20 protein-coding genes are annotated in these 21049 nt (G+C 34.3%); 11 read left to right on the top strand and 9 right to left on the bottom strand.

Translation table 11 applies throughout. The annotated features are described in order from the left end of the window. Nucleotides 1-32 precede the first annotated feature (32 nt). On the top strand, nucleotides 33-233 hold the full coding sequence (locus OZP11_RS16860) for a hypothetical protein (RefSeq protein ID WP_281231719.1): 201 nt from the start codon (nucleotides 33-35) through the stop codon (nucleotides 231-233). A gap of 3 nt (nucleotides 234-236) precedes the next feature. Then, nucleotides 237-842 (top strand): FAD-dependent oxidoreductase, encoded by a 606-nt coding sequence (locus OZP11_RS16855; protein ID WP_281231718.1) that lies wholly within the window; start codon nucleotides 237-239, stop codon nucleotides 840-842. Between the two features lie 99 nt (nucleotides 843-941). Here the strand turns inward: OZP11_RS16855 and OZP11_RS16850 are convergent, their stop codons facing one another. The 5 genes from OZP11_RS16850 to OZP11_RS16830 all read right to left on the bottom strand — a co-directional run bounded on the left by OZP11_RS16850 (nucleotide 942) and on the right by OZP11_RS16830 (nucleotide 4334). Then, the gene (locus tag OZP11_RS16850) at nucleotides 942-1253 is read right to left on the bottom strand and encodes a hypothetical protein (RefSeq protein ID WP_281231717.1); all 312 of its coding nucleotides are present in this window, start codon (nucleotides 1251-1253) and stop codon (nucleotides 942-944) included. Between the two features lie 90 nt (nucleotides 1254-1343). Continuing rightward, a complete protein-coding gene (locus OZP11_RS16845) occupies nucleotides 1344-1709 on the bottom strand; it encodes a nuclear transport factor 2 family protein (protein ID WP_281231716.1) in 366 nt (121 codons plus the stop codon). Nucleotides 1710-1726: 17 nt separating this feature from the next. Then, on the bottom strand, nucleotides 1727-3304 hold the full coding sequence (locus OZP11_RS16840) for a S41 family peptidase (RefSeq protein ID WP_281231715.1): 1578 nt from the start codon (nucleotides 3302-3304) through the stop codon (nucleotides 1727-1729). Then, complete coding sequence (locus OZP11_RS16835) at nucleotides 3304-3735, bottom strand: deoxycytidylate deaminase (RefSeq protein ID WP_281231714.1); 432 nt, start codon at nucleotides 3733-3735, stop codon at nucleotides 3304-3306. The genes OZP11_RS16840 and OZP11_RS16835 overlap by 1 nt, the downstream gene beginning before the upstream one ends. Before the next feature lie 5 nt (nucleotides 3736-3740). After that, the gene (locus OZP11_RS16830) at nucleotides 3741-4334 is read right to left on the bottom strand and encodes a HupE/UreJ family protein (protein WP_281231713.1); all 594 of its coding nucleotides are present in this window, start codon (nucleotides 4332-4334) and stop codon (nucleotides 3741-3743) included. A 158-nt stretch (nucleotides 4335-4492) separates the two neighbouring features. Here OZP11_RS16830 and OZP11_RS16825 point away from each other — a divergent pair, with 158 nt between their 5' ends. Then, on the top strand, nucleotides 4493-4924 hold the full coding sequence (locus OZP11_RS16825; protein WP_281231712.1) for a TerB family tellurite resistance protein: 432 nt from the start codon (nucleotides 4493-4495) through the stop codon (nucleotides 4922-4924). 132 nt (nucleotides 4925-5056) lie between these two features. Here the strand turns inward: OZP11_RS16825 and fbp are convergent, their stop codons facing one another. Then, nucleotides 5057-6061: a class 1 fructose-bisphosphatase gene (fbp, locus tag OZP11_RS16820; RefSeq protein ID WP_281231711.1), complete on the bottom strand. Its 1005-nt coding sequence runs from the start codon at nucleotides 6059-6061 to the stop codon at nucleotides 5057-5059. Between the two features lie 171 nt (nucleotides 6062-6232). On the opposite strand from fbp, the gene OZP11_RS16815 reads away from it, so the two are divergent. Both OZP11_RS16815 and OZP11_RS16810 read left to right on the top strand, forming a co-directional pair. Then, a complete protein-coding gene (locus OZP11_RS16815; protein WP_281231710.1) occupies nucleotides 6233-6733 on the top strand; it encodes a GNAT family N-acetyltransferase in 501 nt (166 codons plus the stop codon). A gap of 131 nt (nucleotides 6734-6864) precedes the next feature. Beyond that, the gene (locus OZP11_RS16810; protein ID WP_281231709.1) at nucleotides 6865-8124 is read left to right on the top strand and encodes an aspartate kinase; all 1260 of its coding nucleotides are present in this window, start codon (nucleotides 6865-6867) and stop codon (nucleotides 8122-8124) included. 83 nt (nucleotides 8125-8207) lie between these two features. Here the strand turns inward: OZP11_RS16810 and OZP11_RS16805 are convergent, their stop codons facing one another. Then, nucleotides 8208-8561, bottom strand: coding sequence for a helix-turn-helix domain-containing protein (locus tag OZP11_RS16805; protein WP_281231708.1), 354 nt, complete (start codon nucleotides 8559-8561; stop codon nucleotides 8208-8210). Between the two features lie 411 nt (nucleotides 8562-8972). Between OZP11_RS16805 and OZP11_RS16800 the strand changes: the two genes are divergently transcribed. The 3 genes from OZP11_RS16800 (at nucleotide 8973) to OZP11_RS16790 (ending at nucleotide 12805) form a co-directional block, all read left to right on the top strand. Next, entirely contained in the window at nucleotides 8973-9209 is a 237-nt protein-coding gene (locus OZP11_RS16800) for a hypothetical protein (protein WP_281231707.1), read from the top strand. A gap of 912 nt (nucleotides 9210-10121) precedes the next feature. Further along, a complete protein-coding gene (locus tag OZP11_RS16795) occupies nucleotides 10122-10652 on the top strand; it encodes a TlpA family protein disulfide reductase (protein WP_281231706.1) in 531 nt (176 codons plus the stop codon). Continuing rightward, nucleotides 10652-12805, top strand: coding sequence for a peptidase domain-containing ABC transporter (locus OZP11_RS16790; protein WP_281231705.1), 2154 nt, complete (start codon nucleotides 10652-10654; stop codon nucleotides 12803-12805). Before OZP11_RS16795 ends, OZP11_RS16790 begins: the two co-directional genes overlap by 1 nt. A gap of 19 nt (nucleotides 12806-12824) precedes the next feature. Here OZP11_RS16790 and OZP11_RS16785 read toward each other — a convergent pair whose 3' ends face one another. Both OZP11_RS16785 and OZP11_RS16780 read right to left on the bottom strand, forming a co-directional pair. Then, nucleotides 12825-15224, bottom strand: coding sequence for a TonB-dependent receptor domain-containing protein (locus OZP11_RS16785; protein WP_281231704.1), 2400 nt, complete (start codon nucleotides 15222-15224; stop codon nucleotides 12825-12827). A 115-nt stretch (nucleotides 15225-15339) separates the two neighbouring features. Beyond that, the gene (locus OZP11_RS16780) at nucleotides 15340-16401 is read right to left on the bottom strand and encodes a helix-turn-helix domain-containing protein (RefSeq protein ID WP_281231703.1); all 1062 of its coding nucleotides are present in this window, start codon (nucleotides 16399-16401) and stop codon (nucleotides 15340-15342) included. Between the two features lie 209 nt (nucleotides 16402-16610). Here OZP11_RS16780 and OZP11_RS16775 point away from each other — a divergent pair, with 209 nt between their 5' ends. From OZP11_RS16775 to OZP11_RS16765, 3 genes are all read left to right on the top strand, one after another. Then, nucleotides 16611-16835 (top strand): DUF5808 domain-containing protein, encoded by a 225-nt coding sequence (locus OZP11_RS16775; RefSeq protein WP_281231702.1) that lies wholly within the window; start codon nucleotides 16611-16613, stop codon nucleotides 16833-16835. 92 nt (nucleotides 16836-16927) lie between these two features. Further along, complete coding sequence (locus OZP11_RS16770) at nucleotides 16928-20359, top strand: DUF8818 domain-containing protein (protein WP_281231701.1); 3432 nt, start codon at nucleotides 16928-16930, stop codon at nucleotides 20357-20359. A gap of 63 nt (nucleotides 20360-20422) precedes the next feature. Continuing rightward, nucleotides 20423-20938, top strand: a complete 516-nt coding sequence (locus tag OZP11_RS16765; RefSeq protein WP_281231700.1) for a hypothetical protein — start codon at nucleotides 20423-20425, stop codon at nucleotides 20936-20938. Nucleotides 20939-21049 lie beyond the last annotated feature (111 nt).

The following is a 21049-nucleotide window of genomic DNA, read 5'->3' as shown; positions in this document are numbered from 1 at the left end:
CACTTGCTGTTTTAGACAAATAATAAACCAACATGAAAATCTTCACTTCAATCTTAGTGCTTCTGGCATTAGCTTTAATTGTTTTTAATATTACGCTATTAGACTTTCAGAATCCTTTTCAGGGTGACAGTATGATTGCTTTTATTGGAATCGCAGCTTCTTTTTGCGCCGTATTGATTCTTTTGATTTTTAGAATTTCAAAAAGAATTGAGGAAAAAACAAACGGCAGATAATTTATGTTTGACGTTTTAATAATTGGAGGCGGTGTATCAGGAATGTCCTGCGCCTTAGTTTTAGGATCTGCAAAAAACAAAGCTTTTGTAACCGACAAGAAAATCGGGATTTTTACTCATCAGAAAAACTCTTCTTTACAAGAGGCTGTTTTCTACAATGCCTATGGCATTACGCCAGGCAAATTGGGCTCTGAACTGCTTACAGAAAGCACACAGGATTTAGCAGCCACTTATCCGCATATCGAACAGATTGCAAATGAAAAAGTAATACGAATTGAAGGTTCTTTTCCTTCATTTACTGTTGTTACCAACAAAAATTCTTATCAAACAAAAAATATCGTGGTGGGAATTGGTTCTGCCAATACTTTTGACATAGAAGGTTTGATGCAATACGTTGAACCGCATAAAAAAGCTCTTCCGGAAAAACAGCGTATTCAGCTGAAAAATGAAGATCATAAAGTTGCCAACGGTATTTATGTAATTGGAACTTTAGCAGGCTGGAGAAGCCAGTTAGCCATTGCAGCCGGAAGCGGCGCCGCAGTTGCTACAGATATTCTTACTTTATGGAATAACGGTGTGCAGACACATTCGCACGACAGTATTCGATAATATATAAAACCATATAAGTTATATAAGTCCCTTTAATTTATGCGCAAAAGGCATATATGAACTTATATAACTTATATGGTTTACTTTTTAATTTCAGTTTTATTTAACCGAGACAATCTCTGTTACCTTAATATGGTTTTCATCAGCGGTTTTCCAGATTTCTCCTTTTACAGAAACCACATCTCCTGTTTTTAATTCTTTGTAATTTTGAGGTCCGCCTAAATTCACGATACTGATGGTGGCAAAATAAACCTCTTTTTTCTCTGTGTTAATTTTTGCTGTATAACCGTCTTTTCCTCTTTCTATTGATTCTATTGTTCCGGAAACAGCATTGTTTGTTTTCATACCTGCACACGAGACAATAAAAGTCATTAAAAGAATAAGAAGTCCTGCTTTTTTTAAATTTTTCATATATTTTGATTTAACCGCTAAGTACGCTACGATTTGTAATGCGCCTGCCCGGTTTGTTTTGAGTTATTATTACTATTTGGGATTCAAAATTTATGCCAGCGGTATACAGCTTCCGGCAATAACTTTTAAATTTCCATCAAATTGTTTCCAGACACGAACATATTTAAATACTCCTTTAATTGGATTTTGATCGTAAATTCCTTTTAATGAAATGGTAACAGCAACAACAGCATTATCGCCAATAACATTGATAATTTGGTCAGTTGCTTCTAAAGTTTCGATTTTCATTTTTCCGGAACGATAGGACTGCATATCAAATTCTTTTGTTATGGTTTGACCGTCCGGCATATTAAAAAGTAAATCATCATGAAGCAATTGATCTAAAACAGCAGTATCTGCTTTTTTTATTGCTGTTAAAAGTTCGATTTCAGCATTTACGACTTCCGATTTTTCCATTAGGTTTGGATTTAAGATTATTTCTTTGGACTGGTAATGACTTTAATCATGGCGTCTTCTTTTAAAATGACATCATAATAATAGGTTTCTCCAAATAATTGTCGGGCAAATTCTGCCGTAATATATCGGTTTACCAATCCTTTTGTTTTATCTAATTTAAGATCTAAACCGGTTAAGGCAATGTAGTTTTTAAACTTTTTAAAGTATACATCTGATGTTTTGATTTTAGCCAGAAACTCATTAAAATGAAGTCCGACAAAAGCATTTCGGTTTTTATCTAATTCTTCAAAAACGAAATGACCTACAACTCCGGTTTGCAGCAAATAGGCAACATTTTCATTCCCGTGTTCTGCTTCCATCGGAACAAAAACATCCGGAACAATACCTCCTCCGCCGTAAACAATTTTACCTTTTGGCGTTTTAAACTTCAGCGAATCGGCAACTTTTATACTGTCTCTTGCGTATAATTCGCCGCTTGCAATTCTTGATTCTGATTCTTTAAAATATTCCTCGTTTCCTTTTTTATATGGTTTCTGAATCGAACGTCCGGTTGGCGTGTAGTACCTTGCAACGGTTAAGCGAACGGCCGATCCATCGTTAAAATCCATTTCCCGCTGCACCAGACCTTTTCCAAAAGAACGACGTCCCACAATTGTACCCCGGTCATTATCCTGAATTGCTCCGGCCAGAATTTCACTTGCAGAAGCGCTGTTTTCATTAATGAGGACATATATTTTTCCGGTTTCAAAACTTCCGGCTTTTGTGGCAAATGTTTTTTCTGTTGTTCCGTTTTTGCTTTTGGTAAAAACAATCAGCTGTTTGTCTTTTAAGAATTCGTCGGCAATCGCTATGGCTTCTTCCATATAACCGCCGCCGTTATCACGAAGGTCGATTACCAGCGACTGGATTCCTTTTTGTTTTAATTTCGTTAAGCCGGTTTTAAATTCATTAAAAGTCGTTTCGGCAAAACGGTTGATTTTGATATAACCTGTAGTATTATCGATTAATAAAGAGGCATCAACACTTTTTATCGGGATAACATCTCTTTTTATTTTGAATTTTAATTTCTTTTGTTCCGATTTCCTGAAAACGGTCAGCTCAATTTCTGATCCTTTGATTCCTTTTAATTTAGAAAACAAACTATCCGAAGGCAGTTTTCTGCCGTAAAGCTTCGTTTTTCCGGCAAACAAAATTCGGTCTCCTGATTTTAGTCCGGCTTTTGCCGAAGGGCCGTTTTCTACCGGTTTAATAATCGCAACCGAATCTTTATACATATAAAAATTAATCCCGATTCCAACGAAATCTCCTTTCATGCTTTCGGCAACTTCTGCCTGTTCGCTTGGCGGAATATAAACCGAATGCGGATCAAGTTTCGAAAGAATATTATCGACCGTTAAATTCACAATAGAATCTGTATTGATGCTGTCAACATATTCTGTGTTGATAAAATCAATTAGTTTATTGAGTTTGGTTTTGGAATAATTTTTAGCCAAAAGCTGGTCATTACCCGGAGAGTTCATAAAACTTCCGGCTACAGTTCCCAGAGCAAAAGTAGCTCCTATAACGATTGGCAGATATTTTGAATTGAATTTCATTACTCTTCTAAAACAGGAATATGTTCTACTTCGACACCCGCTTTTAATAAAAATTGTATTCCGGAATCATCGCGATAACCCTGTTGGTATACCACGCGTTTGATACCTGATTGATGAATTAACTTGCTGCATTCTTTGCAGGGCGAAAGTGTAATATATAAAGTTGCTCCTTCGCAGGATTGTGTCGATCTTGCCACTTTTAATATTGCGTTTGCCTCGGCATGCAGTACATCCCAGCGCGTTAACCCGTCTTCGTCTTCACAGCAATTTTCAAATCCCGACGGCGTTCCGTTATACCCGTCAGAAATGATCATTCTGTCTTTTACAATAATGGCACCTACCTGTTTGCGTTTGCAATACGATAGAAGACTCCATTCTTTGGCAATCCGCAGATACGCTTTATCGTATTTGTTTAATTTCTTTACTTCCATTTAATTTATCTGTTCCAGATCGGACTTTCGATAATCATCGGAATTACAACTCCAATAATGAAAGCCGACATTACAAGTGCCCAGTCGCGTTTTGAAAAACGAAAAACAGTCTGCACTATATATGAAATTACCAGTACAATAAAAACTACTATCAGCTGTGCGGCTTCTATCCCTAAGGCAAACTCTCCCAAAGGTAATAATTTTGACGTTGCAGACCCTCCTAAAATTGTTTTGAAATAATTAGAGAATCCTAAACCGTGAATAATTCCAAAGAATAAAGTTATAAAAAATACCAGATTTATACTATCATTTTTAGAAGTCTTTCCTGCCGTAAACAAGTGATAAAGAGCTGTTATTAAAATCGTAATTGGAATTAAAAACTCAACCAGGTTCACTTTTATTGTAACGATGCCAAAAACCGAAAGTATTAAAGCAATGGTATGCCCAATTGTAAATACCGAAACTAAGATTAAAATGCGTTTCCAGTCTTTAAAAGTATACGGAACAGTTAAGGCTATTAAAAAAAGAACGTGATCGTAGGCATTGATATCTAAAACATGCTTCAATCCTATTTGAAAATAAATCCAAAATTGTGACATAGGGATAGTAAAAATTAATTGATTAAGGGTTGTAAACTTACAATTTAATTTTGAAGAATCAGTAAACATAAGCTCCTAAAAGGAAGCGCAAAAAATAAGTTAAATTTTATAATAATTTAAAATAAGATTTATCTTTGTTTAATAAAATCTAATTAATTATGCCATTTTCAGAATTATTTGACAACGAATTCAAGCAGAGAAACAGAGGGCATTTCTCTGCAATTGTGCGCGTAGCTTTTGCTGACGGCAAAATAAATCCACAGGAACAGGAGTTTTTGGATAAAATTGCTTCGACATTACAAATTTCAGAAGACGAATACAAAGAAATTCTTGTTGATCCGTGGAAACATCCTATAAACCCTCCGTATTTATATACACAGCGTTTGGAACGTTTGTATGATTTGGCCAGAATGGTACATGTTGACCATCATTTAGGAGATCTTCAGGAGGTAATGTTAAGACGTATGGGACTGGCTCTAGGATTTACTCCGGGAAATGTAAACTATATTGTGGCAAAAGCGCTTTCTTTAGTAGATAAAAAAGTAGATTTAGATACTTTCTTATTTGAAATGGAAAATATGAACAAATAAAAAGTTTTCAGTCGCAGTTTACAGCTTAAACTGATGCCTTAAAATTAAACTTACAAAAAACAAACCCGACAGTTTTAACAACGTGTCGGGTTATTTTTTTTTTAGTTTAGATTGAAAACTGAGTCTGAATACTTATTCGGCAGCCATAAACTCCTCAGCTTTTTCTACCATACTTTTGCTTCCGCAGAAAAACGGAACTCTTTGGTGCAGTTCTGTTGGTTCAATTTCCATGATTCTTCCAAAACCATCTGTGGCTTTTCCTCCGGCTTGTTCTGCAATAAATGCCATTGGATTACATTCGTACAACAAACGCAGTTTCCCTTTTGGTGCTTTTGAACTTGTTGGATAAATATAAATACCGCCTTTAATCATATTTCGATGAAAATCGGCAACCAGACTTCCTATATATCTTGAAGTATACGGTCTGTCCTCTTCTTCACGCTGGCAGTATTTAATGTAATTTTTTACTCCCTGCGGAAAGTGAACATAATTTCCTTCGTTTACCGAATAGATATTTCCGTTTTCAGGAAACTTCATATTAGGATGCGAAAGGTAAAAGGTGCCAATCGCCGGATTTAGTGTAAATCCGTTTACGCCATAACCAGTGGTATACACCAGCATGGTCGAGGTTCCGTAAATTACATAACCTGCAGCAACCTGATTGATACCCGGTTGTAAAAAATCTTCGGCTGTTACCGGAGTTCCAATTGGGGTAATTCTTCTAAAAACAGAAAAAATAGTTCCCACAGAAACATTCACATCAATGTTTGAAGATCCGTCAAGCGGATCCATTAAGATCACGTACTTATTATTATGACAGTTGTCGCTCCCCTGAACTGTAATAAAATCGTCGTTTTCTTCAGAAGCAATACCACAGACAATCTCACGGTTTATTAACGTCTGGATAAATACTTCGTTTGCATAGACATCTAATTTCTGCTGGTCTTCTCCCTGGATATTCTGTTCGCCTGCAGCGCCGATAATATCCACCAGTCCGGCTTTGTTTACTTTATAGTTGACCACTTTTGCAGCCAAACGTATAGAGTTGATAATTCGGGAAAGTTCTCCCGACGAATACTGAAATGCTTTTTGGTTCTCAATAATAAACTCTCCCAGTGTTTTATTGCGTTCTTCCATTGCTAAATCGTTATAGTTTTAATTTTAAGTCACAAATATCGCTTATTTTGTGAGAATGAATTAAAAATTATTTCGTTAGTTTGTTACTATTGTATATTTGCTAATTATCGGCAAAAAGTACCAGATAAATCATTGCTTTTTTGGCTAATAAACAACTAATTATACGAATATATGAATATTAGAAAAGGAAATCCCGAAGACATGAAATCGGTTTTGGGATTAATACAGGAGCTGGCAATATTCGAAAAAGAACCCGATGCTGTAGTGATTACAGAAGAGGATTTAGTACGTGACGGATTTGGCGAAAAACCGCTTTTTCAGGTTTTTGTGGCCGAGATTGAAAGTGATTCTGAAGACAGTAAAAATGGAAAAGAAATAGTAGGTATCGCATTATTCTACTATCGCTATTCGACCTGGAAAGGAAAAACCATACATCTTGAAGATTTAATTGTAAAAGAAAAAATGCGTGGCACTGGTTTAGGATCTGCTCTTTATGCTGAAATCATGAAACAGGGAAAAAGAGACAACGTACGCAGAATCGAGTGGAATGTCCTTGACTGGAATACCCCGGCTGTAAAATTCTACGAGAACTCAGGCGCAAAAATTCTCGAAGAATGGCGAGTGGTACAAATGGATGAAACGGGAATTAATTCGTTCTTAGAAAAGTTATAAAAATATTCAGCCACAGATTACAGGATCAAAAGGATATTTAATCTGTGGTAAAAAAAACAAAATACCGGATTTCAGTTTAAACCTGAAATCTATCCCGATAGCTATCGGGACTAAAATCTAATTAATTAAAAATGAGAGTATTTAAATTTGGAGGAGCATCTGTAAAAGATGCAGATGGAATTAAAAACGTTTACGACGTTTTACAAAAAGCAGGTTATGAAGATGTTATTCTGGTAGTTTCGGCTATGGGAAAGACAACAAATGCTCTTGAAGTCGTAATCAAGAATTATTTTGACAAATCTGATGAGTTAGCTTCTTCTGTACAGGAAATAAAAAAATATCACAATCAAATCTTATTAGATTTATTTGAAGATGAAAATAATGACGTTTTTGCAGCTGTAGACGCTCAGTTTGCTGAACTGGAATATTTTCTGGCTCACAATAAATCTCCTAATTATAATTTTGTTTACGATCAGGTGGTTAGTTTCGGGGAATTGATCTCGACTAATATCTTAAGTCATTATATGAATTTCAGAGGCATTCAGACACAATGGCTTGATGTTCGTAATTTCATTAAGACAAATGCCAATTACAGAGATGCCGAAGTGGACTGGGAAGCTACTCAGGAAAACATCAGCAAAAATGTACCAAGAAAACAACTAAATATTACGCAGGGATTTTTAGGGGCCGATGAAAATAACTTTACCACTACTTTGGGCCGTGAAGGTTCTGATTATACTGCCGGAATTTTTGCTTACTGCTTAAATGCCGAAAGCGTAACAATCTGGAAAGACGTTCCTGGTGTTATGAATGCCGACCCGCGTTATTTTGAAAATGCCAGTCTGCTTAATCAGATTTCGTATCGTGAAGCAATCGAATTGGCGTTTTATGGTGCAACGGTTATTCACCCAAAAACGTTACAGCCGTTACAGAAAAAAGAAATTCCTTTATATGTAAAATCGTTCGTGAATCCGCTGCTAAAAGGAACCTGTGTTTCTAAAGGAGTCGATTTAGAACCGCAATATCCATGTTTTATTGTAAAAAGAGAACAGCTTTTAATTTCACTTTCATCCATTGATTTCTCTTTTATTATGGAAGAAAACATTAGTGAAATTTTTGGTTTATTCCACGAATTTAAAATCAAAGTAAACCTGATTCAGAATTCGGCTATTAGTTTCTCTGTTTGCGTAGAAGATAAATTCGGTAACTTTAACGACCTGAATGCGATTCTTTCAAAAAAATTCAAAGTAGATTACAGTGAAAATGTAACCTTATATACAATCCGTCACTTTACAGAAAATGCAGCGCAGACTGTTGAGGCAAACAAAGAGGTTTTACTAAAACAAGTAAGCCGCGAAACGATGCAGATTGTTACCAAAGAATTAAATTAATATTGCTTTATAAAAGGTAATTATTCAATTCAAACTTATTTTAAGAAAGGCTTCACCTTAGTGAAGCCTTTTTTGATTTCAATTCAATTCTTTCCTTTATTTAAATGTTTAATAATGGTTTTCAGATCTTCAATCTGTAATTCATAATGTTTTATTATTTTTCTGTACGCACTCATCATTTCAATATCTGTTAATCGTACTTTACCCATAAGTTTTTCATACGCTTCATTTCCTATTTCTTTTCTAACCAGTTCTTCGGGCGTGACTTCAAAAACCTTGCATATTTTATTAAAATGAATTGTCCATGAAGTACTTTGTCCTTGTTCCATTCTTGCATACGCAGATTGAGATATCTTCAAAAAATCAGCCACTTCTTCCTGCGTCATGTTTTTAGCCTTACGCATCTTTTTTAAATTATTTCCTACGATTTTATTCATAACAACATTTTAAGCAAATATAAAATTAAGAATTATTTTACAATAATCGAATTTAGATTTTTAATACCCGAATTTAGACTAAGAATTTTCTTAAATATTATATAGCTTTGTAAAGAATAATATTGAAAACTCATGAAAAACGAAAAACTATTCAAACTTGATCTTAGCAGTTTATTTGCCTTTTGCTCTATTGTAATTTTAGCATTATGTATTCATTCCCTAATCGAAATAGTATACGATAATGCTTCATCTAAAAGCAAATTATATGCTTGTATTAGAGTTGTCTCGGCCACTTTATTATGTGTACTATCTATAACAAACTTAAGAAACAAGAGAATTAAGGAATCAAAAAAAAATCCTTGACTATAAATATCCTTTACATTATTTACTAAATCTTTAAAACTATTACAAATGAAAAAAATGGAATTAAATCAAATGGAATCTATTGAAGCAGGAGGTTGTGCTTTGTCTGCGGCATTATTTGCCGGATCATTTATTGGTTTAGTATCGATAACTGCAGCAACTGGAGGTTTTTTAACTGCTGTAGCTGTGGGAAGCTTTGTTGGTTCAAGTGTTGATTTTGTACAAAGTTGCGGTGGTGGCAGTGGCGGTAATAGACAACAATTGACACACTGTGGAGATTGCTAGAATATCCTTAAAACATCCTTGAATATTTTTAAGGATGTTTTTAAACATTTTCTACGAAACAAAAGATCAAATCAAATAACTAATTTTAAAATTTTGTGTGGGTATTGCTATCTAAAAAAACTACAAACTTCTCATTATTTATTACTCTAATATTACTTGTATTTTTATTAAATGAATTATTTCGCAACTTATTAAATTTTGACAGATTAATTTATAGCTCAATATCTGAAAAATTAACCCAAGAACAGATTGACAATTTTATAAGCTATAAAAATAAATGGCACTGGTTCAGCTATATAATTATAGCCTTTTTGTATCTAATAAAAACTGTCACAATCTCTGCAATAATTTATATAGGATCATTTTTTTGTAATAAGGATTTAAACTATAAAATTCTTTGGAATATTGTCATCAAAGCTGAATTTATCTTTTTACTAGTGCCCGTGTTTAAAATCATATGGTTTTATTTTTTTCAACCTAATTACGATTTAAATGATATTCAGAATTTCTATCCTTTATCTGCGCTAAACATTATTGGCTATCAAGGATTAGAAAGTTGGCTTATCTATCCTTTTCAGGTCCTAAATGTATTCGAACTTTTCTATATAATTTATCTTGCAAATCAACTTGGTAAAGCAACTAAAACTGATACAGATTATGGTTTGAAAATTGTCAGTATTAGTTATATGCCTGGATTATTCTTGTGGATAACAATTGTTATGTTTTTTACTCTTAATTATACTTAATAATGACAAAACTCAAAAAAGTACTATTCGTTCTATCTTGTATAATGATTATATCTTACATAATCAATTACTTTTTTTACAATGCTGATTTACTTCGAACATTATCCGGAATCTTCCCAATGATCTTGCTAATTATCATATCATTGTTAAAAGAGAAACCAGAAAAATGAAAAAATCACTTGGCATCATTCTCCTATTATTATTTTTTGGTGTTTGTATTTTTCTTGGTTATAGTATAATCTCCAAAATAAATTACAAAAAAGAAGTTCAAAAGCATATCAAAACCATTCCCGAATTCTCTTTTCTAAATTCAGAAGGACAGCCTTTTACACATAAAAATTTGAAAAAAGGAATTCCTGTAATCTTCATCTATTTTAATACAGAATGCGAATACTGTCATGAAGAAGCTAGTATGATAGAACAATACAGAGATCGATTTAAGGATTTTCAGCTACTGTTTATCTCATTTGAAAAACCGGAAAAAATTAGAAAATTTTCTCAACATTATAAATTAGATCATTATGATCACGTTCATTTTTTATTTGACAGCCAAGCTGCTTTCGCTTCTGCATTTGATGCTCAGTCACTGCCCTGCATAATACTGTATGACAAAAACCATAACCTAATTGACAAAATAAAAGGACAGGTAAAGCCAGAGAATCTATTTAAAAAACTGAATAACCAAAAGTCTTTGTGATGAAGCAATTATTAAAAGCCCATACTCTACAACTTGATCAGTCAGATTGCGGTCCCGCCTGTTTATTGTCTCTTATAAAATTATATAATGGTAATAGTTCATTAGAAAAAATAAGGGAATTAAGCGGCACAACCAGACAGGGAACTACTTTACTGGGTTTATATCAGGCAGCGAATCAGCTGGGTTTTACCGCCGACGGCTGTGAGGCGGATATTGAATCATTAATTGCTCATGATAACCCTGTTATTCTTCATGTTTTAATCGAAAATCAATTAGAACATTATATCGTTTGTTACCGCTACAGTAAAGAAGATGGTTTTGTGATAGGCGATCCGGCTAAAGGGATTTATAATCTATCTATACAGGAATTAGAAAAAATATGGCTCTCGAAATCTTGTTTAACACTTATGCCAAATGATAGTTTTACAACTAAAAAAATGGCAAAGAATAATCAGAGAAACTGGTTTATAAATTTAATAAAAGAAGATTATAAACTAATTTGGAATTCTATTCTGCTTGGAATTTTCGTTGCAGGATTGGGATTGGCAATGGCACTTTTTTCTCAAAAACTAATCGATGATATTCTGCCTTCTCACAACAGCAAAAAATTAATTTCCGGGATTATTTTATTAAGCATTCTTCTTTTTGCGCGCGTAGGAATATCCGTTTTAAGACAATATTTCATTCTTCGGCAGTCTAAAGATTTTAATAACCGGATTAACAACAATTTTTTTTCCTCTTTGCTGCATCTACAAAAATCTTTTTTCGATACCCGAAAAACCGGAGAGCTTGTTTCGCGATTAAATGATACGCAGCGTATACAAAACGTAATTAAAATTGTTACAAGCTCACTTATAATAGACATTTTGGCTGTTGTAATTTCATCTGTATTACTTTTCTATTACTCTTGGCAGGCAGGTTTGATTTCTGTACTAAGTCTGCCGTTATATTTCTTGATAATTTATCGCCATAATAAAAAAATAATGCTTTCACAAAAAGAAATCATGAAGAGTGCTGCTATGAATGAAGGGAATTTCATCACTTCAATTCAGGGAATTTCGACGATAAAAAACGACAATAAACAAGAGATATTCGATCATTTAAATCAAACCATTTTTGGACTATATCAGCAAAAAATATTTAATCTCGGAAAAATCAATATTACCATGTCATGGCAGTCAGGACTGGCGAGTGTTATTTTTTTAATAGGTATTTTAATTTATACTTCACTTCAGGTATTTAATAACGAAATTAAAATTGGTGAGTTGATGGCGGTTTTAGGCATTGTAGGTTCATTATTACCATCAATCGCCAATTTAGCTTTAATTTCAATTCCTATAAATGAAGCTAAAATTGCCTTTAACCGAATGTATGAATTTGCTTCTGTCGAAAAAGAACAAGAAGATGGTACAAAAATTCATGAGATTCAGAAAATCGAAATTCAAAATCTTTCCTTCCGGTTTCCCGGACGAAGCGAGCTTTTTCAGAATCTAAATCTTAAAATAGAAAAAGGAAAATTCACGGCAATTGTGGGCGAAAGCGGCTCCGGTAAAAGCACTCTTGGACAAATACTGCAGCGCTTTTACAGTTTTGAAAACGGGCATATTATTTTAAATGACCACTATCATATTAAGGAAACAGAACTTAAAAGTTATAGAAACCTAATAGCAGTTATTCCACAAGAAATAACCATATTCAATGGAAATATAATTGACAATATTCTTGTTGGAACAACTGATACGATTGAAAATTTATCTTCTTTTATTGAAGAATATAATTTTGGCTCTTACTTTAATTTACTCCCACAGGGGCTTATGACCCTTGTAGGTGAAGAAGGGATTAACTTAAGCGGCGGGCAAAAACAGTTAATAGCTTTTGCAAGAGCTTTATATAAAAAACCTCATTTTTTAATTCTTGACGAGGCGACTTCTGCTATGGATCGCAATACTGAAAATTTCATAATGCAATTGCTTGAAAAAATAAAACCAGATTGCGCTGTATTTTTTATTTCGCATCGACTTAATAAACTTAAAAATAGTGCCGACACAATTTATATTTTAGAAAACAAAACGATAACAAAATCAGGCAGTCATGATAAACTAATGGAATCCGATAATTTTTACAGCGAGTATTGGAAAGACAATAATTTATGACACGAATAATTTCAATATACTATCTCGCCCTATTATTCTCCGTCTGTTCAATTTCAGTTTTTTTATAAGCCGTCTTTTTTGAACTTCCAAAACTATAAACCGCTATTAATTTAAAGTAATTACTGGTGTACGTTCTGTGATAATAAATCTGGGTTTGTCCTACATTATAATCTCCCGAAACCATAAACTTATGAAAGATATCATTTGCTGTAAAATTGAGTTTTAGCGCCTCTTTAAAAAAGTTTTTTTCGATTCCTAAAGTTACAGTCGAACGGCTGTTGTCGGTTCCTAATCCGTAGCCCCGGTCTCCTAAATACCAGGCCATAAGCTGAAGTTTAAATAACTTCGGGATTGTAAACGTATTATTAGAATAGAAATAAAACTGTGGTTTTACAGGACTAAAAACATACGAATAAAAATGATCTGTTGATTTGGTTAAATTCATATTGATGGTATTAGCCGAGTTCCACCACTTTAAAGTAAAAGATCTCGAAAGCGAACTAAAAAACACATGTCCTTTTTCGAGGTTTATGGCTTTTAAAACATAACTATTGGGCGTATCACCGCGTAATGCAGCACCGCTGATAGGATCAACTTTAAAAGTATAACCAACTTTAAAATCAAACTTTTTATACATTGCACCAATTTCAAAAGCCTGTATTTTTTCGGGAACCAGATTTGGGTTTCCTTCTATTGTGGTAAAAGGATCCTGATAGACAACATACGGATTTAATGCCTGATAGCGCGGCCGGGTAATTCTGGAAACATAAGAGAAATGTCCTTTAAAATCTTCGGAGAAATTCATGTTCAAAAGTAAATTCGGAAAAAAGTTTCCGTAGCTTTTACTAAAATTCTTGATTCCGTTTGCATTGGTATACAAATCATAAGTTGTCCATTCGGCTCTGGCTCCGGCAGACAGGTTCAGTTTTTTTCCTATTGAAGTTTTATAGGTAAAATAGCCGGCATTAATATTTTCGTTATATCTAAAGTCACTTGACAGTTCATCGTTAAATTCAAAATTCATATCATCGGCATCTGCAATCAAAAAATCGGTTCCGGATTTTACTTTGGCGTAACTAAACTTTACTCCCATTTCGAGTTTGGTTTTCTCACTTATATTTCTGACGTAATCTCCTTGTGCGGTTACAATATTAATTTTACTTCCCACATTATTCTTTAAATATTTCTGTCCTGAATTTTCATCAACCTGACTGTTTTCTTCTATAAAATCCCTGATTGTACTATTATAATTCGAATATTGCGATCCAATAAATAATGATGAGCCTTTGTTGTCAGTAATGACATTATAATTGAGATTAATAAACTGATTCAACAGTACATCATTCTTATTTACATCGGTTGCATAAAAACTGTTTCCCGAAGTATTGTCAATTGAATTTCGGCTTATAACCCTGCCGCCCAAATCTTCAATATTGCCGCTGTATGCCAATGATACATAATTCTTTTTAGAAAATGTATACTGAAGTCCAAGTCCGAAATTGGAATAATTATTAAACTGCCTCAACCAGTCTGTTGTGAGAACCGATTTCATGTATTCATCCGGATTAGGGCGTGTCCTGGTGGTGTACAATAATTCGCGTCCTTTTCCGAGCTGTAGTCCATAATTGGAAATAAAAGCAAATTTCCCTTTCGAATAATTAAAATCAAAAAGTGTATTGGTGCTTGTTCCCGCAAATTTAGAAACCGTTATGTGCTGGTTTGTCGTACCCATGATACCGTTTTCGATGTTTTGTTTGGTAATAATATTAACAACCGCTTTTCCTTCGGCATCGAATCTCGAAGACGGGTTCGAAATCACTTCGATTTTGGTAATCTGCGAAACCGGAATCGCAGCAAATCTTTCGTAATTAATCAATATTCCGTTCAGGAAAATAATTGCTTCGCCTTTTCCCAGAACACTTATTTGTCCTTCGGCCACTACTACATTCGGAACCCGGCTCAATAATTCGTTTACAGAACTGCTTGCCGCCAAAACGGTTCCGTTTACATTCACGTCGATATTTCCGTCAATCCCGTATTTTAATAATGAGGACTGGCTTTTTACAACTACTTCATTTAACTGATTGTTGTGTGCGGAAACCATAATAGTACCTAAATCTGCTGTTTCATTTCCGTTGTAACTGACACGCAGAAACCGATCAGCAAATTCTGCCGAGGTTAGTTTTAAAAGAATTTCTTTTTGATTGATTGCCGAGATCTGAAAAACACCATCCAAAAAATCCTGCTGTCTGATACTAGTTGAATCTGTAATAGACAATACAGATGCCGTTCCCATCATCAATTCATTATTGGAATTGATGACCCTGCCTGAAATTTTTTGAATTGTTTGTGCCTGTGACGAATTTACACTTAGAAGAAAACAATACACATAAATGAAAACCAAAATTAAAAACCTCATAAATTTTTCATGATTAAGATTTGACTTTTTGTTGAGCAAAAGTCTTCTCTAAATCACGATAAAAGGTAATCAAAAGGGAAATCAGGAGTACGGATTTATAAATCGATACCCGGTTTTAGGTATGTAAAGCCTGAATTTGATAATTTAAGGGAGTGGTTCCAGTATGTTTTTTAAAGGCGGCAAAAAAAGTCGATTTCGAATTAAATCCTACATCATAACCAACAGATTCAAGCGTTAACTTATCATTCGAAGCAATAATTTTACACGCTGCGCTGATTCTGAATTCATTTACAAAACTGGTAAAATTCTTTCCGAGATTGTTATTCAGAAACTGCGACAACTGATGGCTCGAAATATTAATTTCCTGTGATAAATCCTGAAGTGTTAAATTCGGATTTTTATATAAGCCTTTTTCGTTCATAACATTTTCCAGTTTTTCAGACCAGATCAAAGCTTCGGCTGTCTCTATTTTTTTACCTGAAACCTTTGGGCCATTCAGCAGAAACAAATCGTCGGTTTTTTTTCGGTATAAAAGAATGGAAATAATCAGGTACAAAATAAAGGAAAAAACAACAGCACCACCTATATAAGTAGCAACAGAAGCTCCCATAATGGCTAAAAAGTAAAAAAGAAACAAGAGAAAATTTCCCAGAAAAAGCATCCCGAACCATTTTTCAGCCGGAATTGCTTTTTGTTTTCTATCAAAAATTTTCTGCAAAACCCTTCGAATAGTAAATGCCGAAAAAGCAATGTAAACAAACCACTGAAAATAAATTATTCTTATTAGATAATATCCCCAGAGTTTTGGATATACTTCGTACGGATATAAAATTCCGACTGTTATAATTAAAGTTCCCCAAAAAGCAAAGATGAGTTTCCATGAATTTGGCATTATATTAATTTCTTCAACTGCTGAACGCATGAAATAATACAAACAAGGTCCTATGAAAAAGCAGGCTGTAAGCCCTAACTGCAGATACATTTTTGGAAGTTCGGGATGAAAATAAACGAATACTGATTTCCCAATCCGGATGCTTAAAGCAAACAAAAGTGCGCCAAGGAAATAATTGGTCAGGTATTTTTTCCGTGTGAAAAAGAAAAAATAAACGCCCAGAATAATTCCGTTAAAAGATCCCAAAGCACTAAAAAAGAATAAAAGTTCTTTACTGGTATCCATAATGTCAGCTTGTTATATCCTTAACAAAGCTAAAAAAAAGATTGATTTATGATGAGAATTACATTTCAAAATATCGCAAAGATTTCAATTTTAAGCTTTAAAAGACAAAAACAACATTTTAAAGAACCGTTTATTTTCTTAAGAATTTTCTTCACTCAAAAATGATTTAATTATATTTACAAGACAAAGTCAATTCTAATTTTTGAGTTATGAATTACAATGAACCATCTGAAGAAGAAAAAAACAATTGGCAGAATGATCCAAAGAACTGGATTTGGGGTATATTTTATTATAATCCGAAAGACAAAAGATTGTTTCCTCCCAAAAAAATAAAAGAGTTTGGTTATACCACTAATTTTGCAAATCCTAATTCTGTTTTTGCCCTAATTCTTCTGCTTGCGGTTCTTATAATAATAGGCAGATTTATAAAATAAACTGAAATCTGTACTACAAAATCTAAAAAAAATACCTCACATCATTTCCCAATTATAAATACTACTTTTGACTTTTTGGAGTTAAAGTGTTTATGTTTAAAAAATTACTGTTTTTTGCGGTGCTGTTTTGGTTTTCTGCGCTTCAGGCACAGGAAACAGAATCGTTGTACAAAACAAAAAAGGTACTGGCAACGCGAGACACCATACGCCTGGAAAATGTGAGCATCAACTCGGGATTCTTTAAACTTCTGAATGCTGAAAAACAGCCCGTTGATTCAACTTTTTATACCATTGATTTTGGGAAAGGGACATTACTTTTAAACGAAAAATTCACTTCTGTTTCAGATACCTTAATTGTCAATTATTTAAAATACCCCGATTTCCTAACCAGAGAATACAGTCTTTACGACGACAGCCAGATTGTAAGCAATGACATTGGCACCGAAAAATTATATAAAATTGACAGAAACAATTCAAAAAAAGCCGCACCTTTTGACGGTTTAAACACAACCGGAAGTATTACAAGAGGTGTAACAGTCGGGAATAATCAAAACACGGTTTTAAACTCCAATCTGGATTTGCAGATTACCGGAAAAATATCCGATAAAGTAAGTCTTCGGGCTTCGCTTCAGGACAGTAATATTCCGCTTCAGGATGGCGGCTATTCGCAAAAACTCGATCAGTTTGATAATATATTTATGGAACTTTTCAGTGATGACTGGAATATTCGGGCAGGAGATGTTTTTCTGGAAAACCGGAAAACGCAATTTTTAAGTTTCAATAAAAAAGTGCAGGGACTTTCAGCCAGTGTTGATTTTGATACCGAAAAAAGCAAGACCAATGTTTTTGCATCGGTTTCGTTTGTAAAAGGCCAATATGCAAAAAGCACTTTTACCGGCCAGGAAGGCAATCAGGGGCCTTATAAACTGAAAGGTCAAAACGGCGAATTATATGTTTTGGTAATTTCGGGCTCAGAGCGTGTTTATGTAAACGGTTCTTTGCTGAAACGCGGCGAAAACAACGATTATGTGATTGATTACAATGCGGGAGAAATTGTTTTTACATCGCTTTTTCCTATTACTTCCGAAATGAGAATCAATGTTGAATACCAATATTCTGAAAGAAGCTATAACCGACTGGTTACTTACGCCGGTGCAACGCACGAAAACAAGAGCTGGAGTTTTGGCGGTTATGTGTATTCTGAAAACGACATGAAAAATCAGCCTTTACAGCAAAATTTATCTCCGGAACAGGTTCAGATTTTAAGTCAGGCAGGTGATGACACAACTAAAATGACGGCACCTTCTGCTTACGAAGAAGCGTATACAGAAAATAAAATTCTCTACAAAAAAATTGTCATTAATGCTGTTGAAGTTTTTGAATATTCAAATAATCCCGATGATGTTTTGTACAATGTACGTTTTAGTCTTGTAGGGAATAATCTCGGAAATTATATTATTCAGAATACAACAGCGGTCGAAAGAATTTATCAGTACGTTTCGCCTGTAAACGGCATTGCGCAGGGAAATTACGAACCCATTGTACAGCTGGTTGCCCCAATGAAAATTCAGGTTGCAACTTTTTTAGGAAAATACAATCCGGACGAAAAAACGCTTGTTGATTTTGAAATTGCTGTAAGTAATAATGATAAAAACCTGTTCTCCGGAATTGATGATTCTGATAACGAAGGCGTGGCTTTTAAAACCAATATTAAAAAACGTCTTTTTACCAGAGACTGGACTTTGGATGGTTTTGCGAATTATCAGTTTGTTCAGAACGATTTCAGATCAGTCGAACGTTTGTATAACATCGAATTTAACCGTGACTGGAATTTAAATACTATACTTTTGGGCAATCAGAGTTTACTCGTTACGGGTTTTAATTTTGATTTGTTCGCTAAAAAAGAAACGTCAAATATTGGTTTGTTTACCTATCAGTTTGAGAAACTGGATTTCAGTGAAAGTTATTCGGGAGGACGGCATACTACAACGGCTTTGTTTAAGTTAAAGAACTGGACAATTCAAAATCAGGGCAGTTTCCTGAGTTCTGATGCCGCTATTTCAACTTCAAAATTCATCCGAAATCAAAGCCGGGTGAAATATCACTTTGGAAAAAACTGGATTGGCGGCAGTCTGCAGATCGAAGACAATCAGGAAAAAGATAAAACAACAGGTCAGTTTTCGGCTTTAAGCCAAAGATTCTCAGAATACGGTGCTTTTATTGGGAGAGGTGACAGCACCAAAGTTTTTGTGGAACTTGGTTTTTTACAGCGAAAAAATGACAGTTTACAAAACGGATTTTTAAAACACGTAAACAATTCGCAGACATATTATGTAAAGTCCAAACTAATTCAGAACAAAACTACTGATTTAGCGGTTTATGCCAGTTACCGAAATTTGGATTTTACAGATCCGGCGAGAAAAAACGAACCTTCATTAAATTCGCGGATTTTATATAATGACCGCTTTTTTAATCAGTTTATGCAGATTGGTTCTGTCTACGAAACCAGTTCGGGAACTATTGCACAGCAGGAATTCACGTATGTTGAAGTTCCCGCCGGACAGGGTGTCTATGCCTGGAATGATTACAACGGAAACGGGGTTCAGGAACTGGAAGAGTTTGAAATTGCCGCTTTTCCGGATCAGGCAAAATTCATCAGGATCTTTCTTCCCAATCAGGTTTATATTAAAACCAATCAGAATAAATTTTCACAGTCGGTTATTTTAAATCCGCTGCAATGGCAGAACGAAAAAGGCTTCAAAAAGCTCCTTTCGTATTTCTATAACCAGACTTCGTTTATTATGGATCGAAAGGTTCGAAGCAGCGGCGATCGTCTGGAACTGAATCCTTTTTATTCTTCTGATGAAAATATTCTGGGGCTGAATTCGAGTTTCAGGAACAGCCTGTTTTACAATCGCGGTAAGCAGAAACATTCAGTTACATATTCCTACCTTATTAATAATGGTAAAAATTTACTTTCGGTAGGATCGCAAAATGTCAAAAACAATTCGCATCAATTGCAATACACGCATTTATACCCAAAAAGCTGGCTGTTTAACTTCTTCACCAAAACCATAAAAAACAATTTAATTTCTGAAGATTTTGTCGAAAAAAATTATGATTTAACCGGATACCAGCTGGCACCCAAAATCAGTTATTTGTTTTCGAAAAACACCAGTCTGGACTTCTTTTATGAAATTCAACATAAGGAAAACCAAATTGGAAATTTTGAAACTTTAGTTCAAAACCGCCTTGGAACTTCGTTTTCATATTCGGGCGAAAACAAAATAACGCTAAATGGGGAGTTTTCTTTTTATGAAAACAAATTTAACGGAAATGAATTCTCGTCTGTTGGTTTTCAGATGCTTGAAGGGCTTCAGGCCGGAAAAAATTTAGTCTGGAAATTACTGCTCCAAAAAAACCTGACCCAGTTTTTGGATGTTAATTTAAATTATCAGGGCAGAAAAAGCGAGACAGGTTCTACTATCCATACAGGAAATGTGCAGCTGCGTGCTTATTTTTAACGGGCTCGAACAACATATTGATTAATTGATTACTTTTAATAAGAAATTTAAACTGTAACCACCATGAAAAAATTCGTATTAATCTGTTTTTTAGTAGTTTTCTCTACTAATTTCTATGCTCAGGAAAGTACAGCAAAAGAAACAAAAGCAAAATCTGAAACGGCAGCAAAAAAAGCAAAAGCTAAGGCAGACAAAGCCGCAACTGATGCCAAAAAGGAAGCTGACAAATCGAAAAAAGCAGCCGATAAAGCAGCTGACGCATCGGCGAAAGCCACAAAAGATGCCGCGAAATCTAAAAGTGATGCAGCCAAAGCAAAAAAAGATTCCAAAGAAGCCAGCACAAAAGCAGATGTAAAAAAGACAGAGGCCAAAGCTGATGCAGCAAGTAAAGCGGCTAAAAAAGATGCTACAGCAACTAAAAAAACGGCTGCAAAGACTTTAAAAGAAACTAATGAAAAAGCACCAAAAACTGCTGACAAAGTTACAGGTGAATATAACGGTAAAAAAGTATACACCGGACCAAAAGGCGGGAAGTATTACATTAACAAAAACGGAAATAAAACCTATATTCAGGATTAAAAGCGTTTTTACAACACTACTAAGAGGAACTAATTTTTTAGTTCCTTTTTTGTTTTAATAGAATAACAAGTCAAAATTGCCCTTAACATATCAGTAACTTTATTTTCAAAT

Origin of the sequence: Flavobacterium gelatinilyticum, from assembly GCF_027111295.1 — a bacterium.
Taxonomy (GTDB): Bacteria; Bacteroidota; Bacteroidia; order Flavobacteriales; family Flavobacteriaceae; genus Flavobacterium; species Flavobacterium gelatinilyticum.
The sequence above is the reverse complement of the archived record's forward strand: the minus strand, read 5'-3'. Positions and strand labels throughout refer to the sequence as shown.

What these genes read in the sequence shown, in the direction of transcription:
- OZP11_RS16860 (WP_281231719.1), top strand. Translation starts at nt 33, where the DNA reads ATGAAAATCTTCACTTCAATCTTAGTGCTTCTGGCATTAGCTTTAATT.
- OZP11_RS16855 (WP_281231718.1), top strand. Translation starts at nt 237, where the DNA reads ATGTTTGACGTTTTAATAATTGGAGGCGGTGTATCAGGAATGTCCTGC.
- OZP11_RS16850 (WP_281231717.1), bottom strand. Translation starts at nt 1,253, where the DNA reads ATGAAAAATTTAAAAAAAGCAGGACTTCTTATTCTTTTAATGACTTTT.
- OZP11_RS16845 (WP_281231716.1), bottom strand. Translation starts at nt 1,709, where the DNA reads ATGGAAAAATCGGAAGTCGTAAATGCTGAAATCGAACTTTTAACAGCA.
- OZP11_RS16840 (WP_281231715.1), bottom strand. Translation starts at nt 3,304, where the DNA reads ATGAAATTCAATTCAAAATATCTGCCAATCGTTATAGGAGCTACTTTT.
- OZP11_RS16835 (WP_281231714.1), bottom strand. Translation starts at nt 3,735, where the DNA reads ATGGAAGTAAAGAAATTAAACAAATACGATAAAGCGTATCTGCGGATT.
- OZP11_RS16830 (WP_281231713.1), bottom strand. Translation starts at nt 4,334, where the DNA reads ATGTCACAATTTTGGATTTATTTTCAAATAGGATTGAAGCATGTTTTA.
- OZP11_RS16825 (WP_281231712.1), top strand. Translation starts at nt 4,493, where the DNA reads ATGCCATTTTCAGAATTATTTGACAACGAATTCAAGCAGAGAAACAGA.
- fbp (WP_281231711.1), bottom strand. Translation starts at nt 6,061, where the DNA reads ATGGAAGAACGCAATAAAACACTGGGAGAGTTTATTATTGAGAACCAA.
- OZP11_RS16815 (WP_281231710.1), top strand. Translation starts at nt 6,233, where the DNA reads ATGAATATTAGAAAAGGAAATCCCGAAGACATGAAATCGGTTTTGGGA.
- OZP11_RS16810 (WP_281231709.1), top strand. Translation starts at nt 6,865, where the DNA reads ATGAGAGTATTTAAATTTGGAGGAGCATCTGTAAAAGATGCAGATGGA.
- OZP11_RS16805 (WP_281231708.1), bottom strand. Translation starts at nt 8,561, where the DNA reads ATGAATAAAATCGTAGGAAATAATTTAAAAAAGATGCGTAAGGCTAAA.
- OZP11_RS16800 (WP_281231707.1), top strand. Translation starts at nt 8,973, where the DNA reads ATGAAAAAAATGGAATTAAATCAAATGGAATCTATTGAAGCAGGAGGT.
- OZP11_RS16795 (WP_281231706.1), top strand. Translation starts at nt 10,122, where the DNA reads ATGAAAAAATCACTTGGCATCATTCTCCTATTATTATTTTTTGGTGTT.
- OZP11_RS16790 (WP_281231705.1), top strand. Translation starts at nt 10,652, where the DNA reads ATGAAGCAATTATTAAAAGCCCATACTCTACAACTTGATCAGTCAGAT.
- OZP11_RS16785 (WP_281231704.1), bottom strand. Translation starts at nt 15,224, where the DNA reads ATGAGGTTTTTAATTTTGGTTTTCATTTATGTGTATTGTTTTCTTCTA.
- OZP11_RS16780 (WP_281231703.1), bottom strand. Translation starts at nt 16,401, where the DNA reads ATGGATACCAGTAAAGAACTTTTATTCTTTTTTAGTGCTTTGGGATCT.
- OZP11_RS16775 (WP_281231702.1), top strand. Translation starts at nt 16,611, where the DNA reads ATGAATTACAATGAACCATCTGAAGAAGAAAAAAACAATTGGCAGAAT.
- OZP11_RS16770 (WP_281231701.1), top strand. Translation starts at nt 16,928, where the DNA reads ATGTTTAAAAAATTACTGTTTTTTGCGGTGCTGTTTTGGTTTTCTGCG.
- OZP11_RS16765 (WP_281231700.1), top strand. Translation starts at nt 20,423, where the DNA reads ATGAAAAAATTCGTATTAATCTGTTTTTTAGTAGTTTTCTCTACTAAT.